The organism is Roseateles sp. GW821-FHT09G03, assembly GCF_059416045.1.
Map to the genome: position 1 here is coordinate 31,085 of NZ_JBWKOK010000013.1, position 20,587 is coordinate 51,671.

Below are 20,587 nucleotides of genomic sequence, written 5' to 3' on the forward strand. Positions count from 1 at the left end.
TCCACAATTCCCGCATGCTCACGCAGATGGATGCTCTGCTCGCCTGGGCGCTCTCGCCCGCCTTCCACGCCCTCGGCAGCCCGATCAGCTGGCTGGAGCTCGTGGCGTTCGCGCTCGCGATCTGGATGGTCGTGTGCAACATGCGCGTGCAGGTCATGGCCTGGCCGCTGGCGCTGACCAGTTCGCTGCTCTACTTCCTGCTGTTCTGGAGCGGCAGGCTCTACGGCGAGGCCACGCTGCAACTGCTGTTCGCGGCACTCGCGCTGTGGGGCTGGTGGCAGTGGATGCGCGGCCGCACCGCCGACGGCGACACGCTGCACGTGCGCACGCTCGGTCCGAAGGGCCGTCTCGCCGCCGTGCTGTTCACGCTGGCGGCCTGGCCGCTGCTGGGACTGTTCCTGCAGCACCGCACCGATTCCCCCCTCCCCTATTGGGATGCCCTCCCGACGGTGGCCAGCATTACCGGCCAGTGGCTGCTCGGCCGCAAGTACCAGGAGAACTGGCCCGTGTGGGTGATGGTCAACCTGGTCAGCATCGGGCTGTTCGCGCTCAAGGGCTACTGGTTGACGGTCGTGCTGTACGCGGTGTTCGTGCCGATGTCGGTGGCGGGCTGGCGCGCATGGCAGCGACAGCTGCGGCCGGCGGCCATCGCCGCCTGAGCCCGCACCGCCAAGCGCCTTCGCCGCCCTCGCTGCCAGATGCGCTTGCGCCCACGCACGCCCTCCCTCTACCTGCCATGACGCTGCACATCGCCCTCGTCGGCGCCGAGAGCACCGGCAAGAGCCGCCTCGGCGTGGCGCTGCTGGAGCACCTGAGCGCCCAGACGCGCCTGCGCTGCGCGCTCGTGGGCGAGTACCTGCGCGAGTGGTGCGAGCGCGAGCAGCGCACGCCGCGTCCCGACGAGCAGCGCGCGATCGCCGAGGAGCAATGGCGCCGCGCTGCAGCGGCCGCTGCGGATCACGACCTCGTCCTGCACGACACGACGCCGCTGATGACCGCCGTCTACAGCGAGCAGCTCTTCGAGGACACCAGCCTCTATCCCTTCGCGCTGCAGGTCCAGGCCCGCATGGACGCCACGCTGCTGATGGCGCTGGACCTGCCCTGGGTCGCCGACGACATGCGGGACGGCCCTCACGCGCAGCAACCGACGGACCGCCTCGTGCGCCGCGCGCTGCGCGATGCAGGCCTTGGCTACAGCCTGGTCTCGGGCACCGGCCCGGAGCGCTTGCAGCAGGCGCTCAATGCGCTCGGTCCGCTGCTGAGGCCGCATCTCGGTCGCGAGGACGGATTGTTCGGCCGCCTGCTCCAGCGCGAGGAGAGCCTGGGCGGCGACGGCCGCTGGCAGGGCTGCGAACTCTGCGACGACCCGGCCTGCGAGCACGCCAGCCGCACCGCCGAGCGCCTGCCGCGCACCTGAACGCGCCGCTCACGGACCCGCCACACAGGCGAGGCACAATCCGCCGCTTCGCCGCCGCAAACATTTGCGGAGGTCGAGAGTTTCGCGATCTCAGAGATTCACGGCGTTCCTGGAGCCTCCCCCGATGAACCGTTCTTCCGTCCGCCCGCTGGGCGCTCTGTCGATGCTGCTGAGCGCGGCGCTGCTCGCCGCCTGCGGCTCGCTGACCTCCTCCGGACCGCAGGCGCCGCTGCCGCCTTCCGTGGACATCGCGACGGCGTCCACGAAGGCCGCAAGACCTGCCACCGGCTCGGTCGCCGTCAAGGTGCTGGCGATCAACGACTTCCACGGCAACCTGCTGCCGCCGGCCGGCGGCATCAAGCTGCCCGATCCGCAGAACCCCGACCAGACGATCACGCTGGAGGCTGGCGGCGCCGAGCGGATGGCGACGGTGGTCGCGCAGATCAAGGCCAAGAATCCCAACCACGTGTTCGTGGCCGCCGGCGACCTGGTCGGCGCGAGCCCGCTGCTGTCGGCGCTGTTCCATGACGAGTCGACGATCGAGTCGCTGGGCATGATGGGGCTCGACATCTCCTCGGTGGGCAATCACGAGTTCGACCAGGGCATCGATGAACTGCTGCGCAAGCAGCGCGGCGGCTGCCATCCGAAGGACGGCTGCAAGGGGCCGACCGAGTTCAAGGGCGCGAAGTACCAGTACCTCGCCGCCAGCACGATCGACGAGAAGACCGGCCAGTCCGTGCTGCCGGCCTACGCGATCAAGCGTTTCGACGGCGTGCCGGTGGGCTTCATCGGCCTGTCGCTGAAGGGCACGCCGGAGCTGGTCAGCCCGACCGGCATCCGCGGCCTGCGCTTCGACGACGAGGCGCAGACGATCAACCGCCTGGTGCCCGAGCTCGAACGCCAGGGCGTGCATGCGTTCGTCGTGCTGATCCATGAAGGCGGCTACGCGAGCGGCGGCATCAACGACTGCCCGGAGATCTCCGGTCCGATCGTCGACATCGTCAAGCAGCTGGACAAGCGGGTCGGCCTGATCGTCTCGGGTCACACGCACCGCGCGTACAACTGCCGCATCGACGGCCGCCTGGTCACCAGCGGCGACAAGTACGGCACCCTGGTCACCGAGATCGACCTGACCCTGGACCGCGCCACCGGCACGATGACCGAGGCCCGTGCCAACAACGTCGTGGTGCGTCCGGAAACGGCGAAGGACCCGCGCCAGACGCTGCTGATCAGCAGCTACCAGCACGTCGCGCAGCCCTTGATCGAACGCCAGGTCGGCTTCCTCGCCCAGGCGTTGAGCAAGGAAGGCGACGACAAGAACGAAGGCGGCGGCTCGACCATGGGCCAGCTCGTGGCCGACGCGATGCTGGCCGCGACGCGCGCGCCGGAGAACGGCGGGGCGCAGATCGCGTTCCAGAACAATGGCGGCGTCCGCACCGGGCTCATCCATCGCGCAGACGACACGGTCACCTTCGGCGACCTCTTCGCGGCGCTGCCGTTCTCGAACGCGCTGGTGGTGGTCGAGATGACCGGCACGCAGCTGCAGGCCGTGCTCGAAGAGCAATGGTGGGCCAACGACCCGAAAAAATTCCTGGCGCTGCAGACCTCGCAAGGCTTCAGCTACCGCTGGGACAAGCGCCGGCCGTTCGGCTCGCACGTGGTGCCCGGCAGCATGACGCTGAACGGCCGGGCGATCACGCCGGACCAGAAGATCCGCGTCACCATCAACAACTTCCTGCAGGTCGGCGGGGACAGCTTCAAGACCTTCACGACCGCGCGTCTGGTGCAGACCGGGCCCATGGACGTGGATGCGCTGGAAGCCTACTTCAAGGCGCATGGGACCCAGCGCGTGAAAGCCACGGCGCTGGATCGGGTGGTGCGCGTGGATACGCCCTGAACCTGACCTGACCCCGGTCGAAGGACGACGTCGGGAGGCCAGGCGCGGGCTCTCCGCGACGCAGGGGGCATCGCGTCCGCGAACCCCCAGCATCACTCCGGCCCCACAAGCGCTCGCTGACCCCTGTTCTTGGCGGAGCGTTGCGTGGGCGTCCGTCGTTGGCCGTTGTTGGCCGTTGTTGGCCGTCGTTATTGGACCTGCTTCGATCCGGGGGCCTGGTACTGCGGGTCGGTGAAGAGTTCACCGACATCCACCGGGTCGAAGACGTAGTGGTTGCCGCAGAATTCGCAGCCGATCTCGACGCCGCCGAGCTCCGCCAAGATCTCGTCCACTTCCTGTCTGCCCAGGCCCAGCAGCATGCGGCCCACGCGCTCACGGGAGCAGGTGCAGGCGAAGCGCGGGTACTGCGGGTCGAAGCGGCGGACGTTCTCTTCCCAGAACAGGCGGCGCAGGATCGTGTCGCTGTCCAGCGTCAGCAGCTCTTCCGCGGTCAAGGTCGCGGCCAGCATGCTGATGCGGTTGTAGGCGTCCTCCATCTCCTCGCGCGCGACGCCCGACGTGGCACCCGCCTCGAGGTTGCCTTCGCCTTCGATCGGCAGGCGCTGGATCAGCAGGCCGGCGGCGAGCTGGTCGTTGGCGGCCAGCACCAGCGTGGTCTCGAGCTGCTCGGACTGCCGCATGTAGTGCTGCAGCACGTCGCTGAGCTTCTCCAACGGCTGGCCCTGCGGGCCGCTCAGCGGCACGACGCCCTGGTACGGCTGCTGGCCGGGCAGGCGGTCCTTGGGATCGAGCGTGATCGCGACGCGGCCCTGGCCGTGCGCGTTGAGCATCTGCTGCAGGGTCGCGTCATCGGCCACGACTTCGCGCGTCTTGGCGGTGGAACGGAAGCTCGCATCCGGCTGCACTTCGACGACGGCCAGCTTCAGCGGCCCGTCGCCCATCACCTGGAAGATCAGCGCGCCGTTGAACTTGATGTTGGCCTGCATCAGCACGCCGGCCGCGGTCATCTGGCCGAGCAGGTCGCGCACCGCCGGCGCCAGCGGCTCCTTGCGGCGGCCGAGGAGTTCCTTCCAGCTGTCGTCGAGCCGGACCAGCATGCCGCGCACAGGCAGGCCTTCGAAGAGGAATTTGTGGAGCTCGCTCGGAGCGGGCTTGATCGACGTAGCCATGGGGTTCCTTTGAATTCGAGTTATCTGGGGACGGATTGCGGATCGTCAATGCGGACGAGTTCCTCGGCATACCGTTGGCCGTTGCGGACGTAATGGGCGGCGCTCATCGCCAGGCCCTGGATCTGTTCCGGCGTGAGCTGGCGCACGACACGGGCGGGCGCACCGACGATGAGGCTGCCGTCCGGGAACTCCTTGCCCTCGGTGATCAGCGCGCCGGCGCCGACCAGGCAGTTGGCGCCGATGCGCGCGCCGTTGAGCACGACCGCGCCGATGCCGATCAGCGCGTTGTCGCCGACGGTGCAGCCGTGCAGCATGACCTGGTGGCCGACGGTGACGTTGCGGCCGAGCACGAGCGGCATGCCGGCGTCGGCGTGCAGCACGCTGCCGTCCTGGATGTTGCTGCCGGCGCCGATGGTGAGGTGCTCGCTGTCGCCGCGCAGGACGGCGTTGAACCAGACGCTGACATCGTCCTCGAGCGTGACGCGGCCGACGACCTGCGCGCTCTCGGCGACCCAGACGCCGGTGCCGAGTTCCGGCGTGTGTTCGCCGAGGCGGTAGACGGCCATGCGGTTCTCCAAAAGGGATAATTCTACGAATGGAACTTCGAACCCGCGCGCTGCAGGTACTTCTGATCGCGGATCCCCAGGCCAAGGCGCTCGCGGCCCGTGAGCTGTACGACGCGGCCATCGCCGCCGATGCCGCCGACACCGCGCAGCCCGAGGCCGGCGACGCCGCCGCGGACACGGCCTCGCTCGACATCGCCGCCATCCTCACGCCCGACACCGAGCCGCCTGGCCGCCCGGAGCGGCCACGGCTGCTCGCCGCGCTGCAGGTGGGATCGCGCTCGCCGTTCACGCCGGAAGGCCGCGCGGCGCTGATCCACGCGATCGCGCACATCGAGTTCAACGCGATCAACCTGGCGCTGGACGCGGTCTGGCGCTTCCCCGGCATGCCACGCGCCTTCTACCTCGACTGGCTGCAGGTGGCGTCCGAGGAGGCGCTGCACTTCACGCTGCTCGACGAGCATCTGCGCGGCCTCGGGAAGGCCTACGGCGACTTCGACGCGCACGACGGCCTGTGGACGATGGCGATGCGCACGGCGGGCGACGTGCTCGCGCGCATGGCACTGGTGCCACGCACGCTGGAGGCGCGCGGCCTCGACGCGACGCCGCCGCTGCAGGCGAAGTTCGCGAAGGCCGGCGACGCGCGCGCGGTGGAGATCCTCGACGTGATCCTGCGCGACGAGGTCGGCCATGTCCGCATCGGCAACCACTGGTACCGCCACCTGTGCCGCGAGCGCGGGCTGGATCCACTGACGCTCTATCCCGAGCTCGTCGAGCGCTACGAGGCGCCGCGGCTGCGACCGCCGTTCAACGTCGAGGCGCGCAGCGCCGCCGGCTTCAGCGATGAAGAGATCGCCTACCTGAGCAGTTGATCGCCGCACTGCTCGATTCCTCGCAGGCTTCTGCCGAAACCCTGCCCTGCCAGCCGAAGAAGGCTGACCCGCCCGTGCCATCCGGCGCGGGCGCCGAGATCCCCGACACTCCCTGCCCATGACCCGCATCCAAGCCAATCTGCTGCTGACCCTCATCGCGATGATCTGGGGCTCGGCCTTCGTCGCCCAGGCCCATGGGATGGAGAGCCTCGGCCCGATGATGTTCACCGGCATCCGTTTCCTGATCGGCGCGCTGGTCGTGCTGCCGCTGATCGTGCGCGAGCGGCGCGCGCGAGGCGCCACCGTGCTGCGCGGCAGCGACGCGTTGAAGATCATGGGCCTGGGCGCGCTGCTGACCACGGGCGCGGCGCTGCAGCAGATCGGCATCCAGTACACCTCGGTGACCAACGCCGGCTTCCTGACCGCGCTGTACGTGCCGCTGGTGCCGCTGCTGGGCTGGCTGGTGCTGCGCCATCTGCCGCACTGGTCGGTATGGCCGGGCGCGCTGGCCTGCCTGGTCGGCGCCTTCCTGCTGTCGGGCGCGCATGAGCTGGACATCGGCGTGGGCGACGCCTGGGTCATCGCGTCCTCGCTGCCCTGGGCCGTGCACGTGCTGCTGGTCGGCATGGTCGCGGACCGGATGAACTCGCCGTTCACCGTGGCCGGCGGACAGTTCCTGTTCTGCGGCGTCGTCGCGCTGGCCTGGGCGCTGGGCTTCGAGTCCTGGAGCTGGGCCGGCATCGAGGCCGCCGCCTGGCCGATCCTCTACACCGGCGTGCTGTCGGTGGGCGTCGCCTTCACCGGTCAGGTCGTCGCGCAACGTTACGCGCACGCGGCCGACGCCGCGATCATCCTGTCGTCCGAGACGCTGTTCGCCGCCGTCTTCGGCTACCTGATGATGGGTGACCGCCTCAATGGCGCCGGGTTGCTGGGCTGCGCGCTGATCCTCGGCGCGATGCTGCTGATCCAGTTGCTGCCGATGCTGCGCGTGCTGCGGCCGCGCACGGCCTGACCCTCCGCGCTGGGCCTCGATCCAGCGTTGGATCCAATGCCGGACCCGACGCTCAGTCCAACGGGAACGCGCTCGTCTTCTTGACCGTGCGCAGCACCAGCATCGAATTCGCCTTCGCCACGCCCGGCAACTGCATGAGCACATGCGTGTGCAGGCGCTCGAGGTCCTCGGCGTCCTTGTAGGCGAAGCGCAGCAGGTAGTCGTTGCTGCCGGCGACGTAGAAGCAGTCGAGGATGTCCGGCGCGTCCTTCACCGCCTGCTCGAACTCGGCCAGCGCGGCGGGCGTCATGCGCTCGACGTTGACGATGGTCCAGCTGGTGCCGGGCTTGCCGATCGCCTTCGGATTGAGCAGCGCGACGACACGGTCGATCACGCCGGAATCCTCCAGCCGCTTGACCCGCCGCAGGCATGCCGACGGTGACAGATGGACCTGCTGAGCGAGGTCCTGGTTCGAGATGCGCGCGTCGCGCTGCAAGACCGCGAGGATGGCGCGGTCGATCGCATCCAGTTGCACTTCCTTGATCATGGGCGGCATTCTGTTCGAAGAATCCAACTCGAAGCCGCATCGGATTGCGTCGTTGCGGGTTTTCCCGCCGCCGGAACGCTCACCGATTGCGCGTGCGCTTGCCTAGACTGAGTCCATCGCCAAGCCTACTGATCACGCGCGCCGAGCGCGCCCCGGGAGCTTCACCATGTCCACCTCACCCCGTCCCGACCTCGACGCCTACTGGATGCCGTTCACGGCCAACCGCCAGTTCAAGCAGGCGCCGCGCCTGCTCACGCGCGCCGACGGCATGTTCTTCACCGACGACCAGGGCCGGCAGATCCTGGACGGCGTCGCGGGCCTGTGGTGCGTGAACGCGGGCCACAACCGGCCGCGCATCGTGAAGGCGATCCAGGAGCAGGCGGCGGAGCTCGACTTCGCGCCGCCCTTCCAGATGGCGCACCCGAAGGCGTTCGAGCTGGCGTCGCGGCTCGCGGAGATCTCGCCCGAGGGCATGAACAAAGTGTTCTTCACCAACTCCGGATCGGAGTCGGTGGAGACGGCGCTGAAGATCGCCCTGGCCTACCACCGCGTCCGCGGCGAGGGCCAGCGCACGCGGCTCATCGGCCGCGAGCGCGGTTATCACGGCGTCAACTTCGGCGGCATGTCGGTGGGCGGCATGGTCGCCAACCGCAAGATGTTCGGCTCGCTGCTCGCCGGCGTCGATCACCTGCGCCACACGCACGACATTGCCCGAAACGCCTTCAGCGTCGGCCTGCCGCCCCACGGTGCGGAACTGGCCGACGACCTCGAGCGGATGGTCGCGCTGCACGACGCGTCGACGATCGCCGCGGTGATCGTGGAACCGGTGGCCGGCTCGGCCGGCGTGCTGATCCCGCCGCAGGGCTACCTGCAGCGCCTGCGCGAGATCTGCGACAGGCACGGCATCCTGCTGATCTTCGACGAGGTCATCACCGGCTTCGGCCGCACCGGCAGTCCGTTCGCGGCGCAGACCTTCGGCGTGACGCCGGACCTGATGACGGTGGCCAAGGGTCTGACCAACGGCTGCGTGCCGATGGGCGCGGTCTTCGCGCAGCAGCGAATCCACGACACCTTCATGACCGGGCCGGAGCACCTGATCGAGTTCTTCCATGGGTACACCTACTCGGCGCATCCGCTGGCCTGCGCGGCGGGCCTGGCAACGCTGGACACGTACGCGGAAGAAGGTCTGCTGACGCGCGCGTCGGAGCTGCAAGGCTACTTCGCCGAGCAGTTGCATTCGCTGCGCGGCGAGCCCCACGTCATCGACGTGCGCAACCTCGGCCTGGTCGGCGGCGTCGAGCTGGCGCCGCGCGCGGGCGAGCCGACCAAGCGCGCGTTCGAGACCTTCCTCGATTGCTGGCAGCAAGGCGTTCTCATCCGCACGACGGGCGACATCCTGGCGCTGTCGCCGCCGCTGATCGCGGAGCGGGAACACCTCGACCGGATGATCGACGCGATCCGCGTGGCGCTGCGCAGATTGAAGTAGTCAGCGCGCCGCAGATGAGGCCGGACCTTCGCGCGCCGTGCCCGGCACTGCGTAGCGGCGCTTTCTGTCGCGGATGTCCATCATCTGTTTGAGCATGCGTGAACCGTAAGCGTTACCGATGCCGATCGCCCAGCTTGAGCAGTGGTTCACCTGTGGCGCCTCGCGCTCGTCGACATCCAGCAGATACACCTGCCCCACGAACATCGGAAGTCCGCAGGCCGGGGTCTCGGGCTCCGTCCACACCCTTGTCGGCGGCGGGCGAGGAGAGTCCTTCAAGGTATCGAGGATCTGGATGTCGGCCCACACACGCTCCTGGTCGAGCCATTCGATCGGAGATTGCACGCGCGTCACGCGCGCGATCACGAGGCGATCCGCAGACCTGTACTGTGTCGACGCATCGCGCTGGATGCAACTGCAGGCGTGCGTGGCGCCGGCCGTCGACAACGCGATGCCGACAACCAGCACGGCTCTCGCCTTCAGTGCGCCGCATCGAGACTTCGCGCTCATGAACGATTCCCTTCTCTCAACTCTTTGCGGATGACCAGCTTGAGTCCCGACCACACCTCACTCACGGCGCAGACCTTGACGTCAACCCAGCCCAGCGGCAGGCACTCCTCGCGGATGACGTCCTCGGTGATCGTGGTCGGAACCTTCGAGGCCTTCTTCGGCCACGAGATCCACAGCGCCGCGTCGTCACGCAGCTTGCCACGCAGGGCCTTGAGCTGATGCGCGAGATCCTGGCGCTCGACGAGGAACACATGCGCGACGTCGACTGTCGCCGACGGCTGCTTGGCGCGTATGACGCCTTCGGGCATAGGCGCGAGCCAGTCCTCGTAATCCTCGGGCGCATTCAACACCCACAGCGTGCTTCCTGCCTGGATCCCCAGCTTGCGTGCGAGGGGCGTTCCCGAGTAACCCGTCGACGCCCCGCCAACCCCTGTCGCCATGTCTGATCCCTCCCTGCGTCGGGCATCATCACCCACCATGTCCAGCGCCACAACCGACCAGAAACCCGCAGCCGTCGAGGGCGCGGACGGCCACCACGTCCCGTGGCTCTCGTACCTGAGCCTGGCCGCCAGCACCAGCGTGATCGGCAGCTACGTCGGGCTGTCCAAGCTGCTGGTCGTCGTCTTCCCGGTCTTCCTGCTGGCCTTCCTGCGCTTCGGCATGGCCGCCGTGTTCATGCTGCCGTGGCTCAGGCGCGGCCCGGCCGAGAAGCCGCTCACCGGCCGCACGCGCTTCCTGCTCTTCCTCGAATCCTTCTTCGGGAACTTCCTGTTCTCGATCTGCCTGCTGTTCGGGATGAAGCACAGTTCGGCCGTCGTGGCCGGCGTGATCATGGCCGGCATCCCGGCGACCGTCGCCCTGATGAGCTGGCTCTTCCTGCGCGAACGCATCGCGCCGCGCACGCTGTTCGGCATCGCGATGGCGGTCGGCGGCATCGTGATGGTCGCGCTCGACCGCCATGGCGGCGGTGAGCACCTCGGCGATACCTCGCCCTGGGGCGCGCTGCTGCTCATCGGCGCCATGTGCTGCGAGGCCAGCTATGTCGTCATCGGCAAGCGCCTCACCGCCGACCTGCCGCCCCGCCGCATCAGCGCGCTGATCAACCTCTGGGGCCTCGTCCTCGTCACGCCGCTCGGCCTGTGGCAGGCCGTCGATTTCGACTTCGGCACCGTCGCCCTCAAGGACTGGGGCCTGCTGCTCTTCTACGCGATCGCGGCCAGCACCGTCACTGTCTGGCTCTGGATGAAGGGCCTCCAGCACGTCAGCGCCGCCAAGGCCGGCGTCTTCATGGTGTTCCTGCCCATCTCGACCGCGCTCGTGGGTCTGGTCCTGCTCGGCGAGCAGATGAGCAGCACCCAGGTGCTCGCCTATGCGCTTGCGCTGGGCGGGGTTGTGCTGGCCACCTGGCCGGGACGCCCTTCGTCCTGACAAGGACCGCCAAGGACCGCCGGCACGGTCCGCGGACGATCCAACCGGTCTTCTCCGGGATTACACCGGTCTCCATCTAGTTTTACTACCAATGTAATACCATTCGGAGATCCGGCCCGCTAAGATGGGTCGATCGAACTTGCCCGGACGCCAGGCGCCCGGGCCGCCAACTTCCCGCCGATGAACGCGACCGCCCCTTCCCCGGCCCCTACGCCCAGTTTCCCGACCGCCGTCAGCCCCGCCGCCAGCCAGGCCGACTGGGAATCCTGGATCGCCAGCTGGTATGCCGTCCTGCGGCAACCCGTGCGTACCGGTGTGAGTCCTTTGGCGCAGAAGCCGGTCCCGGATGGTTCCGGTACCACGCCGAACACCCCTCTCCAGCGCGTGCCGCACGTGCTGGTCTTCGCGCCGCATCCGGACGACGAATGCATCGTCGGCGCGCTGCCGCTGCGGCTGCGCCAGGAAGCCGGCTGGCGCGTCACCAACATCGCCGTGACCCTGGGCAGCAAGCAGGACCGCCGCGCCGAGCGCTGGACGGAACTCGGCGCCGCCTGCGACGTGCTGGGCTTCGACCTGCGCCTGCTGGCCGCCGACGGCTTCGAGCAGGTCAAGCCCGAAGCCGCCGCCGCGCGCACGCCGCTGTGGCAGGAGCAGGTCCGGCTGGTCGCCGAGCTGCTGGTCGCCGAACAGCCCGCGCTGATCCTCGTGCCGCACGCGGGCGACGGCATCCCGACGCACATCGGCGTGCACCTGCTCGTGAGCGAGGCGCTCGCCCAGGCGAGGATCTCCACCGTCTTCGCGCACACCGAGTTCTGGGCCACGCAGCCCGCGCCGACGACGCTGGTCGAGACCGGCCAGCGCGACACCGCGCTGCTGGTGCGCGCCCTCGCCTGCCACCACGGCGAGGTCGCCCGCAATCCGTATCACCTGCGCCTGCCGGCCTGGATGGCCGACAACGTGCGCCGCGGCGGCGAACTGCTCGCCGGTCCGGGCGAAACGCCGCCGGACTTCGCCTTCGGCACGCTGTACCGGCTGACGCGCTGGATCGACGGCGTCGCCGCGGGCGAGTTGCCGAACACGCACTGGTCCTGCGACGCGCCGCTCGACCCGCAAGCGCTGCTCGGCGCCTGACCCGCCGCTGAGCGACCGCCGGCGCGCCCATCGCGCCCCAACTTCAACTCATCGCCGCCCGCGCTTTCGGCATACGCGCCGCGCACGCCAGCGCAGTGCGCGGGCTCGTGCGGGCCTATGCTTGGCGTTCCTTTTTCGAGCCCCTCCGCCACGCCATGAGCGACGCCCGCACCGATCACCCGACCCACCTCCGCGTCCACCAGTTCGCCGGCTTGAAGCCCGGCCCCAAGCTGCTGGTGACGGCCGCCGTGCACGGCAACGAGGTCGCCGGCGTCGGCGCGATCCAGCGCGTGATGGCGATGCTGGACGAGGGCGCGCTGACGCTGCTCAAGGGCACGTTGACGATGATCCCCATCGTCAATCCGCTGGCCCACCGCCTGCAGCGCCGCGAGGGCGAGCGCAACCTGAACCGCAACCTGCGCGTCAACCCGATCCCGCAGGACTTCGAGGACCGCATCGCCAACCGCCTGTGCCCATGGATCGCCGCCAGCGACGTGCTGCTGGACCTGCACAGCTTCAACAACCCCGGCCCGGCCTTCGCGATGATCGGCCCGCGCGACAACGACGGCGAGCTGGAGCCCTTCCGCCACCAGGCCGCCGAGAGCGCGCTGGCGATGGCCGTGGGGACCTCGCGCCTCGTCGAGGGCTGGCTGTCGACCTACGCGCTGGGCCTGAAGCGCCGCGCCGACAAGGTCGCGGACGGCTCGCGCAAGATGACGCTGCAGCAGGACCCGCACTACGGCGTGGGCACCACCGAATACATGCGCAGCACCGGCGGCTACTGCATCACGCTGGAATGCGGCCAGCACGCCGACCCGGAGGGTCCCGAGGTCGCCTTCAAGGCGATCCTGCGCACGCTGGTGCTGCTGGGCATGATCGCGCCCGAGGGCGTCGAGCTCGCCGACCCGAAGCGCCCCATGGAGTTCCTGCAGCTCTACGAGGTCGTCGACCGCGAGAGCCCGGACGACACCTTCACGCGCGCCTGGGCCAGCTTCGACGCGATCGCCGAGGGCGATCGCATCGGCACCCGCGCCGACGGCACGCCGGTGCTCGCGCCCTTCGGCGGCCGCATCGTCTTCCCCAACAACAACGCGGAACCCGGCCACGAGTGGTTCTATCTGGCAAAGCCCAGCGACCGCGTGTTGACTTGAGCTTCTGGCTAGAGTGGGCGGCATGAACGACACCACCGCTTCCGCCTCCGTCCCCACCGGCCAGCCTCTGCAGGCGCTGCGCATCGACTTCGTCTCCGACGTCGCCTGCCCCTGGTGCGCGGTCGGCCTGAAGTCGCTGGAGACTGCCCTCGCCCGCGTGCCGGACGTGAAGGTCGACCTCCATTTCCAGCCCTTCGAGCTGAACCCGCAGATGGTCCCCGAGGGCGAGGACATCGAGGAACACCTGACGCGCAAGTACCGCTCGACGCCCGAGCAGCGCAAGGACATCCGCGCGCATCTGAAGCAGCGCGGCGCCGACGTCGGCTTCACTTTCACCGAGGGTGCGCGCAGCCGCGTCTGGAACACCTTCGACGCGCATCGGCTGCTGCACTGGGCCGGGCTGCAATCGGCCAAGGCGCAACGCGACCTGAAGCTTGCGCTGCTGACCGCGTATCACACCAACGGCAAGAACCCGGGCGACCGCGAGACCCTGCTGGAGACAGTGCGCGAGATCGGCCTGGACGCCGCCGAGGCGGCGCGCGTCTTCGACAGCGGCGAGTTCGCCGACGAGGTGCGCGAATCCGAATCGCTGTGGCAGAGCCGCGGCATCAGCTCGGTGCCGGCGGTCGTGATCAACGAGAAGTACCTGATCTCGGGCGGCCAGCCGCCGGAAGCGTTCGAGCAGGCACTGCGCCAGATCGCCTCCGAACAGGCCTGAGAGGCCAGAGCACACCTCGGTCCGAAGGCAGCAAGTGCTGCTGGGGCCGGAATGATGCTGGGGGTTCCCGGAGGGACGCCCCCTGCATCGTGGAGTGCCCGCGCCTGGCCTCCCAAAGTCCATCGAGTGAGGTAACGGTTCCAAACGCAAGCGGGGTTGTTCCACTCCCGGCACGCCCCCCAGACCTGAGACAATCATGGCATCGTTTGAACGGGGCCCGCGCCCTCCGCGTGGCCCCGTTTTCATTGCTGTAGTCTGTAGTTGTCGCGAGTTGTCGTCCGTATGTTCAAGAACCTGATCGTTTACCGTCTGTCCAACGACTGGCAGCCCAATGTCGAAAAGCTCGAGGATGCCCTCGAGAACGAGCGTTTCGTCCCGTGCGGCGCCACGGAAGCGCTGTCCGCCGGCTGGGTGCCGCCGCGTGGCGAACCGGGCGCGCGCCTGCTCGAAGAGATCGGCGACCATTGGCTGCTGAGCCTGCGCATGGAAAAGCGCGTGCTGCCCGGCTCCGTGGTGCGCGAGAAGGTCGAGGAGATGGTCGAGCGCGTCGAGCTTGAAACGGGCCGCCGCCCCGGCAAGAAGCAGCAGCGCGACATGAAGGACCAGGCCACGCTGGAACTGCTGCCGCGCGCGTTCACGCTGCAATCGCACCTGCGGGTGTGGATCTCCCCCAAGCAGGGCTTCCTGATGGTGGATGCCGGCTCGATCGGCAAGGCCGACGAGCTGATCACGCTGCTGGTGAAGGCCGACTCGTCGATCAACCTGCACCTGCTGCAGAGCGCCGAGTCGCCCGCCGCCTGCATGGCCGCGTGGCTGATGGACGGCGTGCCGCCCGCGGACTTCGTCATCGACCGCGACTGCGAACTCAAGGCCGCCGACGAGATGAAGGCCGCCGTGCGCTACGCCCGCCACCACCTGGACACCGACGAGGTCAAGGCGCACCTGACCAGCGGCAAGATGCCGACTCGCCTGGCGATGACCTGGAAGGAGCGCGTGTCCTTCACGCTGACGGACACGATGCAGATCAAGGGCATCAAGTTCCTGGACGTCGTGTTCGACGGCCGCGACAAGCCGGCCAAGGACGAGGCCTTCGACGTCGATGCCGCGCTGGCCACCGGCGAACTGGCGCAGCTGATCCCCGACATGATCGAGGGTCTGGGTGGCGAACTGGACTTCATCGGCCAGTCGGCCAAGATCGCGGCGGAACATGCCCCGGGCGGCGCTTCACCCAAGCCGGCCACATCGGAAGCCGCATCCGAAGCAGCGGCGGCGAAGGCGTCGAAGACGGCCTCGCCCGCCAAGGACGAAGACCTCGCCGCCGAAGCGGCGCCCTGGGACTGAGCCTGCCATGACACATGCCCCCGCCGCGGACACCGACTGGGTGCGTCACGGCGCGGGCCACGACGGCCTCGATCGACTCGAGGCCTTTTTTCATGGCGAGGCCTACACCCCGCATCGCCACGACACCTATGCGATCGGCAGCACGCTGAGCGGCGTCCAGTCCTTCACCTACCGCTCGGCCTTGCGGCACAGTCTGGCCGGGCATACGGTCGTGCTGCATCCGGACGAATTGCATGACGGCCATGCGGGCACCGAGGCCGGTTTCCGCTACCGCATGCTCTACCTGGCGCCGGCGCGGCTGCAGGAGATGCTGGGGGGTGTCGCCCTGCCCTTCGTGCCGGGCGGGGTGTCGACCGATCCCCGGCTCGCTCGCGCGACGCGTGCGCTGCTGGCGCAACTCGCCGCGCCGCTCGACGCGCTGGAGCAGGACGACGGGCTGCTGGAACTCGCCACGGCGTTGCAGTTGGCCGCGGGTTCGACGCCGAAACGCCTACGGGGCGACTACCGAGCGGCCCTCATCGCACGCGAGTTCATGGACGACCGGCTCGACAGCGCCGTCACGCTGGAGGAACTCGGCGCCGCCGCCGGTCGCGATCGATGGAGCCTGTCGCGCGATTTCCGCGCCAGCTTCGGTACCAGTCCGTATCGCTATCTGACGCTGCGGCGGCTGGACCTCGCGCGCCGGTTGATGCTGGCTGGGCAAGCGCTCGCGGACTGCGCCGTCCACGCGGGTTTCGCCGACCAGAGCCATCTGACGCGCCAGTTCGCGAAGGCATTCGGCGTGACGCCCGCGCGGTGGCTGCGCATGTCGGGCAGTTCGGGCCCGGTCTGAGGCACGGGCTCGAGTCCAGGTTCGAACCAGACGCACGATCGTTCAAGACTCGCCGCGGGCCGGTCGCCAAGATGGGCGATCCGACAGACTTCCGCGCGCTGAACGCCGTGCACGCCATGACAACGACTGACCCCCATTCGATCCCGGCCCCAGCCCCGCTCCGGGACTACCGCGCCGTCAACCTCGCCGACAAGCTCTCGCTGCTGCACGAGCAGTGGTCGCAGCGCGTGGTGGCGGAGATGAACGACTACCAGTTCAAGATCGCGAAGGTCGAAGGCGAGTTCCTCTGGCATGCGCATGCCGAGACGGACGAGGCCTTCCTCGTCGTGGCCGGCGAGCTGCGGCTGGACTTCCGCGACGGCGCAGTCACGCTGCGCGCGGGCGAGCTGTTCGTCGTCCCGCGCGGCGTGGAGCACAAGCCCAGCGCCGCGCAGGAGACGCACATCCTCGTCATCGAGCCGCGTGGCGTGGTGAACACCGGGGCCGCGCACAACGAGCGCACGCAGCCGAACGACCGGTGGGTTTGAGGCGAACGGCCGCCGCGACCACGCGCCTGCCGGTCAGGCCATCCAGGCGCCCTGTCGCGCCAGGCGCAGGAGCTTCGCCGGATCGTCTTCGACGAGCCGGCGCATGGCGCTGCGCAGAGACCGCTCGAAGTCGTTGAAGTCGTTCTGGGTCAGGCAGACGCTGCCCGACCCCGTCGGCGACCGTGTGAGCGCCGTGCACAGCGCCTTGGCAACCCCCTCCACGCTGAATCCGCCCCAGCCCACCGGGGGGCGTCGCCGGTGGATGCCGACGTCCTTCGTGGTCGCCACCATGACGTCCGTCTTTTCCCCGGCACTGTGTTCGGCGTGGAAGACATGCAGGAGGCGCGCATTCGGACGCTCGACGTACGGTGGCAATGAGCCGTCGGCGCCCGCTTGATGAACAACCACCCCCGTGCCCGTGAAGCCCTTCATCTCAAGGCTGATGGCGGCCATGGCATTCAACATCGAGGTGCGCTCGTGGGGATCGAGCCAGGCCTCCTTGTCCTCGAAGATCTTCTTGAACAAGGCGTTGGCCTGGTCGGTCTGCGTTGCCCGATCGATTGCCGAGGCATGGGCAAGTCCCGGCCTGCCGAGAGGCGCCGGCTCGTCGGCGACGCGTCCCGCGGTATCAAGCAGGAAGGTCGACGCGGTGTCAGCGAAGGTGTCGTTGGAGAAGCCGTTCAGCACGAGAAGTTCCGGGAAGTCGCAAGGGCCTCTCAGTGTGCGGATGACACCTCACGTTCACGCGTCAACCGATGTTCGCAGGACATGCCTTCCCTAGAACAGATCCTGCTGCTCTCCGACCTGCTGGCCCGTCGCGCGCGCTTCGATCGCGAGGATCTTGAGCTTCGTCACGACGCCGCCCGGCGCGGAGAAGCCCGTCAGGTTCGCCGCCTTGCCCGCCGTCGGCGCGCCCATCACGCGATGGCAGGGGACGATCGGCGCGAACGGGTTGTGGCCCTCGGCGCGGCCGACGGCGCGTGCCGCGTTCGGCTGCCCCAGCCGCGCGGCGACTTCGCCGTAGGTCAGCGTCTGCCCGACCGGGATACGCCGCGTGAACGCGAGCACCTCGCGGTCGAAGGCCGGAACGGCGCTGTCGTCGAGCTCGACCTCCAGCAGATCGCGCGCCTCGCCGTCCAGCAGCGCACGAACGCCGAGGCAGGCCTGCTTCACCGGCTCGGGCAGGCGTTCGAAGTCCGGCTCCTCGCGCCCCGCCGGATAACGCACCCGCATGCGATCGCGCGTGACGGAGAAACTCTCCTCCGGCAACTGCGAGCCGACGATGCCGCGTTCGGTCCACGCGATGCCGCAATGGCCGAGCGCCGTCGGATAGCAATGGAAGAACAGGTGCGGCGCCATGGGGCGATGCTGATCCGTCGCGCGGTCAGTTCGTGACAGGAGCCGGATCGGCCCGCTCGATCGACGTGCCGGTCAACGTATCGGTCGACGTGTCGGTCGACGCCTCGACGGGCGGCTTGAACGCGGGATGCTGGCTGGCGATCTCGGCGGCCTGGAGGCGCGCGGCGGTGGCGAGCTTCGCGACCTCGCGAGGCGCCATCGCCTTGAGCTTGTGGTCCGACCACACCTGCCGCCAACGGCGCGCGCCGGGCAGGCCGTTCCACAGCCCGAGCGCATGCCGCATCGCCTGCGACCACGGACGGCCCAGCGCGACCTGCCGGTCGAGGTAGTCCAGCCACAGTGCCTCGACCGCTTCGCGGCTCGCGACCGGCGCGTGCGCCTCGCCGAAGAAGCGCTGGTCCCATTGCGCCATCTGCCAGGGCTCGTGATAGGCCTGGCGGCCGATCATCACGCCGTCGACATGGTCGAGCTGCTCCGCGATCTCGTCGTCCGTCTTGAGGCCGCCGTTGATGGCGATCGTCAGATGCGGGAACTCGCGCTTGAGGCGATGGACGAGCTCGTAGCGCAGCGGCGGGATGTCGCGGTTCTCCTTCGGGGACAGGCCCTGCAGCCACGCGTTGCGCGCATGGACGAGGAAGACCTCGCAACCGGCGTCGGCGACCTGGCCGACGAAGTCGCGCACGAAGTCGTAGCTCTCGATCCTGTCGATGCCGATGCGGTGCTTGACGGTGACCGGGATGGCGACGGCGTCGCGCATCGCCTTGACGCCGTCGGCGACCAGCGCCGGCTCCGCCATCAGGCAGGCGCCGAACGCGCCGCGCTGGACGCGCTCGCTCGGGCAGCCGCAGTTCAGGTTGACCTCGTCGTAACCCCATTGCTCGGCCAGCTTCGCGCAGGCCGCGAGATCGGCCGGCTCCGAGCCGCCGAGCTGCAGCGCGACGGGGTGCTCCTGCTCGTTGAAATCGAGGTGCCGGTGCTTGTCGCCGTGCAGGATCGCGCCGGTCGTCACCATCTCGGTGTAGAGCAGCGTGTGGCGGGTCAGCAGCCGGTGAAGGAACCTACAGTCGGAGGTAGTCCAGTCCAACATCGGAGCGACGGACAGGCGCCAGGGGGAAAACTTCGAGGACATGGGGATGGATTATCCCGCGATGCCCGTGATCGGGCGCCGGACGGGGCTTGGCGGCGTTTCTCCCCCTCATCCGGCCCGTCAACCCCTCCTTCGAGGCAGTTCATTGTTTCCAATTGCATCGGAGCCCCTGAACGCGGCGACGCTGGGGCTTGCGTACGTCGTACCATCCCCGCCGCCGCCGCGGTCTCCTGCCCCACGTCCGATGTTCCCGTCCCGTCGCCCGCCTGGCTCCGCCAGCGGTTTCCTGCGCCTTCACGGCCCCGTTCTCGCGCTGCTGATCGCCGCGGGCGTGGCGCTGCCATCGGCGCAGGCGACGCCGTCGCAGACACAGGCGAAACTCAGGCCGACGAAGGCAGCGACATCCGCGTCATCAGCGTCATCGGCGACCGAAACCGCGACCAACCTGGCGAAATCCGAACTCGCCGACATCGCCGACCTGCGCAAGCGGATGGCAGCAAGAACCGTGGTCGTGACCCGGCATGCCGAGGTTGCCGACATCGCCATCCAGGTCTGGGCGCGGACGACTCTCCCAAAGAAGTACTACGTCGCCGTGACGCAGCAGGGCACGGTGCGGCGCACGCTCACCGCCAACGATGAAGCCGCGGCCTGGCAGAGCTATGACAGTTTCCGCCGCATGGCCGGCCTCGGCGAAGTGGGACGGCCGGTGCTGCTGGGTCAGCAGATCACCGCGGCTCCCGTGCCGCCCCTGACCCCGTTGGCGCCTCCCCCGCCGCCGCCCTTCTCACCCCCATCGCTGGCCCGCGCGCCGGTGACCACCGCGGCCATCGGGATGACAGATCCGGAAGGCCTGGCGCGCGGCCCCTCTCCGAGAAGCGACGTGCCCGTGGCCGCCAGGGAGATCTCCGCGACGACAGGCGAGACCGTGGAGTCGCGCGTGGCCGGCTCCGCCGTCGAGACCCTGCGCCGGGCACGCTTCGGCGACGAGGTGGCTCGCCTGGTCTGGAGCGCCGAGAGTTCGCAGTACTTCGTATCGCTCACACGGCAGGGCTCGGTCGTGACCATGCTGCGCAGCCGGGATGCGGCCGAGGCGACCCGGGCCTACGAGGACTATGTGCGCCAGGCCGAGACGCGCGCCGCGTTGCTGCAGGGACGCACGGCGGGGCCGATGTCGTCGGCGTCGCGGTAGCCCGCCGGCTTCCCGTCCTACAGACACCGCGCCCGGAAGGGCGAAGACTCCATGCATCCGGCCTCCCCGGCCGTCGAGCACCAGGAGCACGCCATGATCCGCAAGCTCAGCAACGGGCAATTCCGCCTCTACTCCCGCAACCCCGATCCCAAGACGGGGAAGCGCCGCAACCTCGGCACCTTCGACACCCGCGAGGCCGCCGAGAAACACGAGCGGGAGGTGCAGTACTTCAAGCGGCATTGACGTACGACGATGCGAACCGCCGTCCCCTCAATTTTCCTGTCGCCCTCAGCGCCATCTCGATTTCCGCATCTTGAGGCTCCTATGCTTGAAACGAACCGGCCCGCCCCGGCGTGCCGACTACCAGAGAGCAAA

23 protein-coding genes are annotated in these 20,587 nt (G+C 68.9%); 15 read left to right on the forward strand and 8 right to left on the reverse strand.

What is annotated here, in order from left to right; translation table 11 throughout:
- Positions 1-14 precede the first annotated feature (14 nt).
- The 3 genes from pnuC (at position 15) to AC07OZ_RS28955 (ending at position 3,314) form a co-directional block, all read left to right on the forward strand.
- Positions 15-659, forward strand: a complete 645-nt coding sequence (pnuC, locus tag AC07OZ_RS28945; RefSeq protein WP_495470475.1) for a nicotinamide riboside transporter PnuC — start codon at positions 15-17, stop codon at positions 657-659.
- Between the two features lie 77 nt (positions 660-736).
- Positions 737-1,417, forward strand: a complete 681-nt coding sequence (locus AC07OZ_RS28950; protein WP_495470476.1) for an AAA family ATPase — start codon at positions 737-739, stop codon at positions 1,415-1,417.
- Positions 1,418-1,541: 124 nt separating this feature from the next.
- Entirely contained in the window at positions 1,542-3,314 is a 1,773-nt protein-coding gene (locus AC07OZ_RS28955) for a bifunctional metallophosphatase/5'-nucleotidase (RefSeq protein ID WP_495470477.1), read from the forward strand.
- A gap of 188 nt (positions 3,315-3,502) precedes the next feature.
- Here AC07OZ_RS28955 and hslO read toward each other — a convergent pair whose 3' ends face one another.
- The gene (gene hslO / locus AC07OZ_RS28960; RefSeq protein WP_495470478.1) at positions 3,503-4,483 is read right to left on the reverse strand and encodes an Hsp33 family molecular chaperone HslO; all 981 of its coding nucleotides are present in this window, start codon (positions 4,481-4,483) and stop codon (positions 3,503-3,505) included.
- 20 nt (positions 4,484-4,503) lie between these two features.
- Positions 4,504-5,049, reverse strand: coding sequence for a gamma carbonic anhydrase family protein (locus AC07OZ_RS28965; protein WP_495470479.1), 546 nt, complete (start codon positions 5,047-5,049; stop codon positions 4,504-4,506).
- 29 nt (positions 5,050-5,078) lie between these two features.
- Between AC07OZ_RS28965 and AC07OZ_RS28970 the strand changes: the two genes are divergently transcribed.
- Positions 5,079-5,918, forward strand: a complete 840-nt coding sequence (locus tag AC07OZ_RS28970; RefSeq protein WP_495470480.1) for a ferritin-like domain-containing protein — start codon at positions 5,079-5,081, stop codon at positions 5,916-5,918.
- A 118-nt stretch (positions 5,919-6,036) separates the two neighbouring features.
- Positions 6,037-6,930: a DMT family transporter gene (locus AC07OZ_RS28975; RefSeq protein WP_495470481.1), complete on the forward strand. Its 894-nt coding sequence runs from the start codon at positions 6,037-6,039 to the stop codon at positions 6,928-6,930.
- Between the two features lie 52 nt (positions 6,931-6,982).
- Here the strand turns inward: AC07OZ_RS28975 and AC07OZ_RS28980 are convergent, their stop codons facing one another.
- Positions 6,983-7,456, reverse strand: a complete 474-nt coding sequence (locus AC07OZ_RS28980) for an Lrp/AsnC family transcriptional regulator (RefSeq protein ID WP_377155933.1) — start codon at positions 7,454-7,456, stop codon at positions 6,983-6,985.
- A gap of 166 nt (positions 7,457-7,622) precedes the next feature.
- On the opposite strand from AC07OZ_RS28980, the gene aptA reads away from it, so the two are divergent.
- Positions 7,623-8,942, forward strand: a complete 1,320-nt coding sequence (aptA, locus tag AC07OZ_RS28985) for an omega-aminotransferase AptA (RefSeq protein ID WP_495470482.1) — start codon at positions 7,623-7,625, stop codon at positions 8,940-8,942.
- Here the strand turns inward: aptA and AC07OZ_RS28990 are convergent, their stop codons facing one another.
- Together AC07OZ_RS28990 and AC07OZ_RS28995 are read right to left on the reverse strand one after the other, a co-directional pair.
- Entirely contained in the window at positions 8,943-9,449 is a 507-nt protein-coding gene (locus AC07OZ_RS28990) for a hypothetical protein (RefSeq protein ID WP_495470483.1), read from the reverse strand. It lies immediately after the preceding gene.
- The gene (locus AC07OZ_RS28995; RefSeq protein ID WP_495470484.1) at positions 9,446-9,889 is read right to left on the reverse strand and encodes a DUF3052 domain-containing protein; all 444 of its coding nucleotides are present in this window, start codon (positions 9,887-9,889) and stop codon (positions 9,446-9,448) included. The genes AC07OZ_RS28990 and AC07OZ_RS28995 overlap by 4 nt, the downstream gene beginning before the upstream one ends.
- A gap of 37 nt (positions 9,890-9,926) precedes the next feature.
- Here AC07OZ_RS28995 and AC07OZ_RS29000 point away from each other — a divergent pair, with 37 nt between their 5' ends.
- From AC07OZ_RS29000 to AC07OZ_RS29030, 7 genes are all read left to right on the forward strand, one after another.
- Positions 9,927-10,877, forward strand: a complete 951-nt coding sequence (locus AC07OZ_RS29000) for a DMT family transporter (RefSeq protein ID WP_495470485.1) — start codon at positions 9,927-9,929, stop codon at positions 10,875-10,877.
- Between the two features lie 180 nt (positions 10,878-11,057).
- Positions 11,058-12,008 (forward strand): PIG-L deacetylase family protein, encoded by a 951-nt coding sequence (locus AC07OZ_RS29005; protein WP_495470486.1) that lies wholly within the window; start codon positions 11,058-11,060, stop codon positions 12,006-12,008.
- A 155-nt stretch (positions 12,009-12,163) separates the two neighbouring features.
- Positions 12,164-13,159: a succinylglutamate desuccinylase/aspartoacylase family protein gene (locus tag AC07OZ_RS29010; RefSeq protein ID WP_495470487.1), complete on the forward strand. Its 996-nt coding sequence runs from the start codon at positions 12,164-12,166 to the stop codon at positions 13,157-13,159.
- Positions 13,160-13,181: 22 nt separating this feature from the next.
- Complete coding sequence (locus AC07OZ_RS29015) at positions 13,182-13,877, forward strand: DsbA family oxidoreductase (protein ID WP_495470488.1); 696 nt, start codon at positions 13,182-13,184, stop codon at positions 13,875-13,877.
- Between the two features lie 282 nt (positions 13,878-14,159).
- Entirely contained in the window at positions 14,160-15,218 is a 1,059-nt protein-coding gene (locus tag AC07OZ_RS29020) for a recombination-associated protein RdgC (protein WP_495470489.1), read from the forward strand.
- 7 nt (positions 15,219-15,225) lie between these two features.
- Positions 15,226-16,050: an AraC family transcriptional regulator gene (locus AC07OZ_RS29025; protein ID WP_495470490.1), complete on the forward strand. Its 825-nt coding sequence runs from the start codon at positions 15,226-15,228 to the stop codon at positions 16,048-16,050.
- Between the two features lie 116 nt (positions 16,051-16,166).
- Positions 16,167-16,577, forward strand: a complete 411-nt coding sequence (locus tag AC07OZ_RS29030; RefSeq protein ID WP_495470491.1) for a cupin domain-containing protein — start codon at positions 16,167-16,169, stop codon at positions 16,575-16,577.
- 33 nt (positions 16,578-16,610) lie between these two features.
- Here AC07OZ_RS29030 and AC07OZ_RS29035 read toward each other — a convergent pair whose 3' ends face one another.
- From AC07OZ_RS29035 to dusA, 3 genes are all read right to left on the reverse strand, one after another.
- On the reverse strand, positions 16,611-17,264 hold the full coding sequence (locus AC07OZ_RS29035) for a hypothetical protein (RefSeq protein ID WP_495470492.1): 654 nt from the start codon (positions 17,262-17,264) through the stop codon (positions 16,611-16,613).
- A 90-nt stretch (positions 17,265-17,354) separates the two neighbouring features.
- Positions 17,355-17,936: a methylated-DNA--[protein]-cysteine S-methyltransferase gene (locus AC07OZ_RS29040; RefSeq protein ID WP_495470493.1), complete on the reverse strand. Its 582-nt coding sequence runs from the start codon at positions 17,934-17,936 to the stop codon at positions 17,355-17,357.
- Positions 17,937-17,961: 25 nt separating this feature from the next.
- Positions 17,962-19,065, reverse strand: coding sequence for a tRNA dihydrouridine(20/20a) synthase DusA (gene dusA, locus AC07OZ_RS29045; RefSeq protein WP_495470494.1), 1,104 nt, complete (start codon positions 19,063-19,065; stop codon positions 17,962-17,964).
- A 202-nt stretch (positions 19,066-19,267) separates the two neighbouring features.
- Between dusA and AC07OZ_RS29050 the strand changes: the two genes are divergently transcribed.
- A complete protein-coding gene (locus AC07OZ_RS29050) occupies positions 19,268-20,212 on the forward strand; it encodes a DUF2968 domain-containing protein (RefSeq protein WP_495470495.1) in 945 nt (314 codons plus the stop codon).
- Between the two features lie 51 nt (positions 20,213-20,263).
- On the forward strand, positions 20,264-20,455 hold the full coding sequence (locus AC07OZ_RS29055; protein ID WP_495470496.1) for a hypothetical protein: 192 nt from the start codon (positions 20,264-20,266) through the stop codon (positions 20,453-20,455).
- The last annotated feature ends 132 nt before the right edge of the window (positions 20,456-20,587 follow it).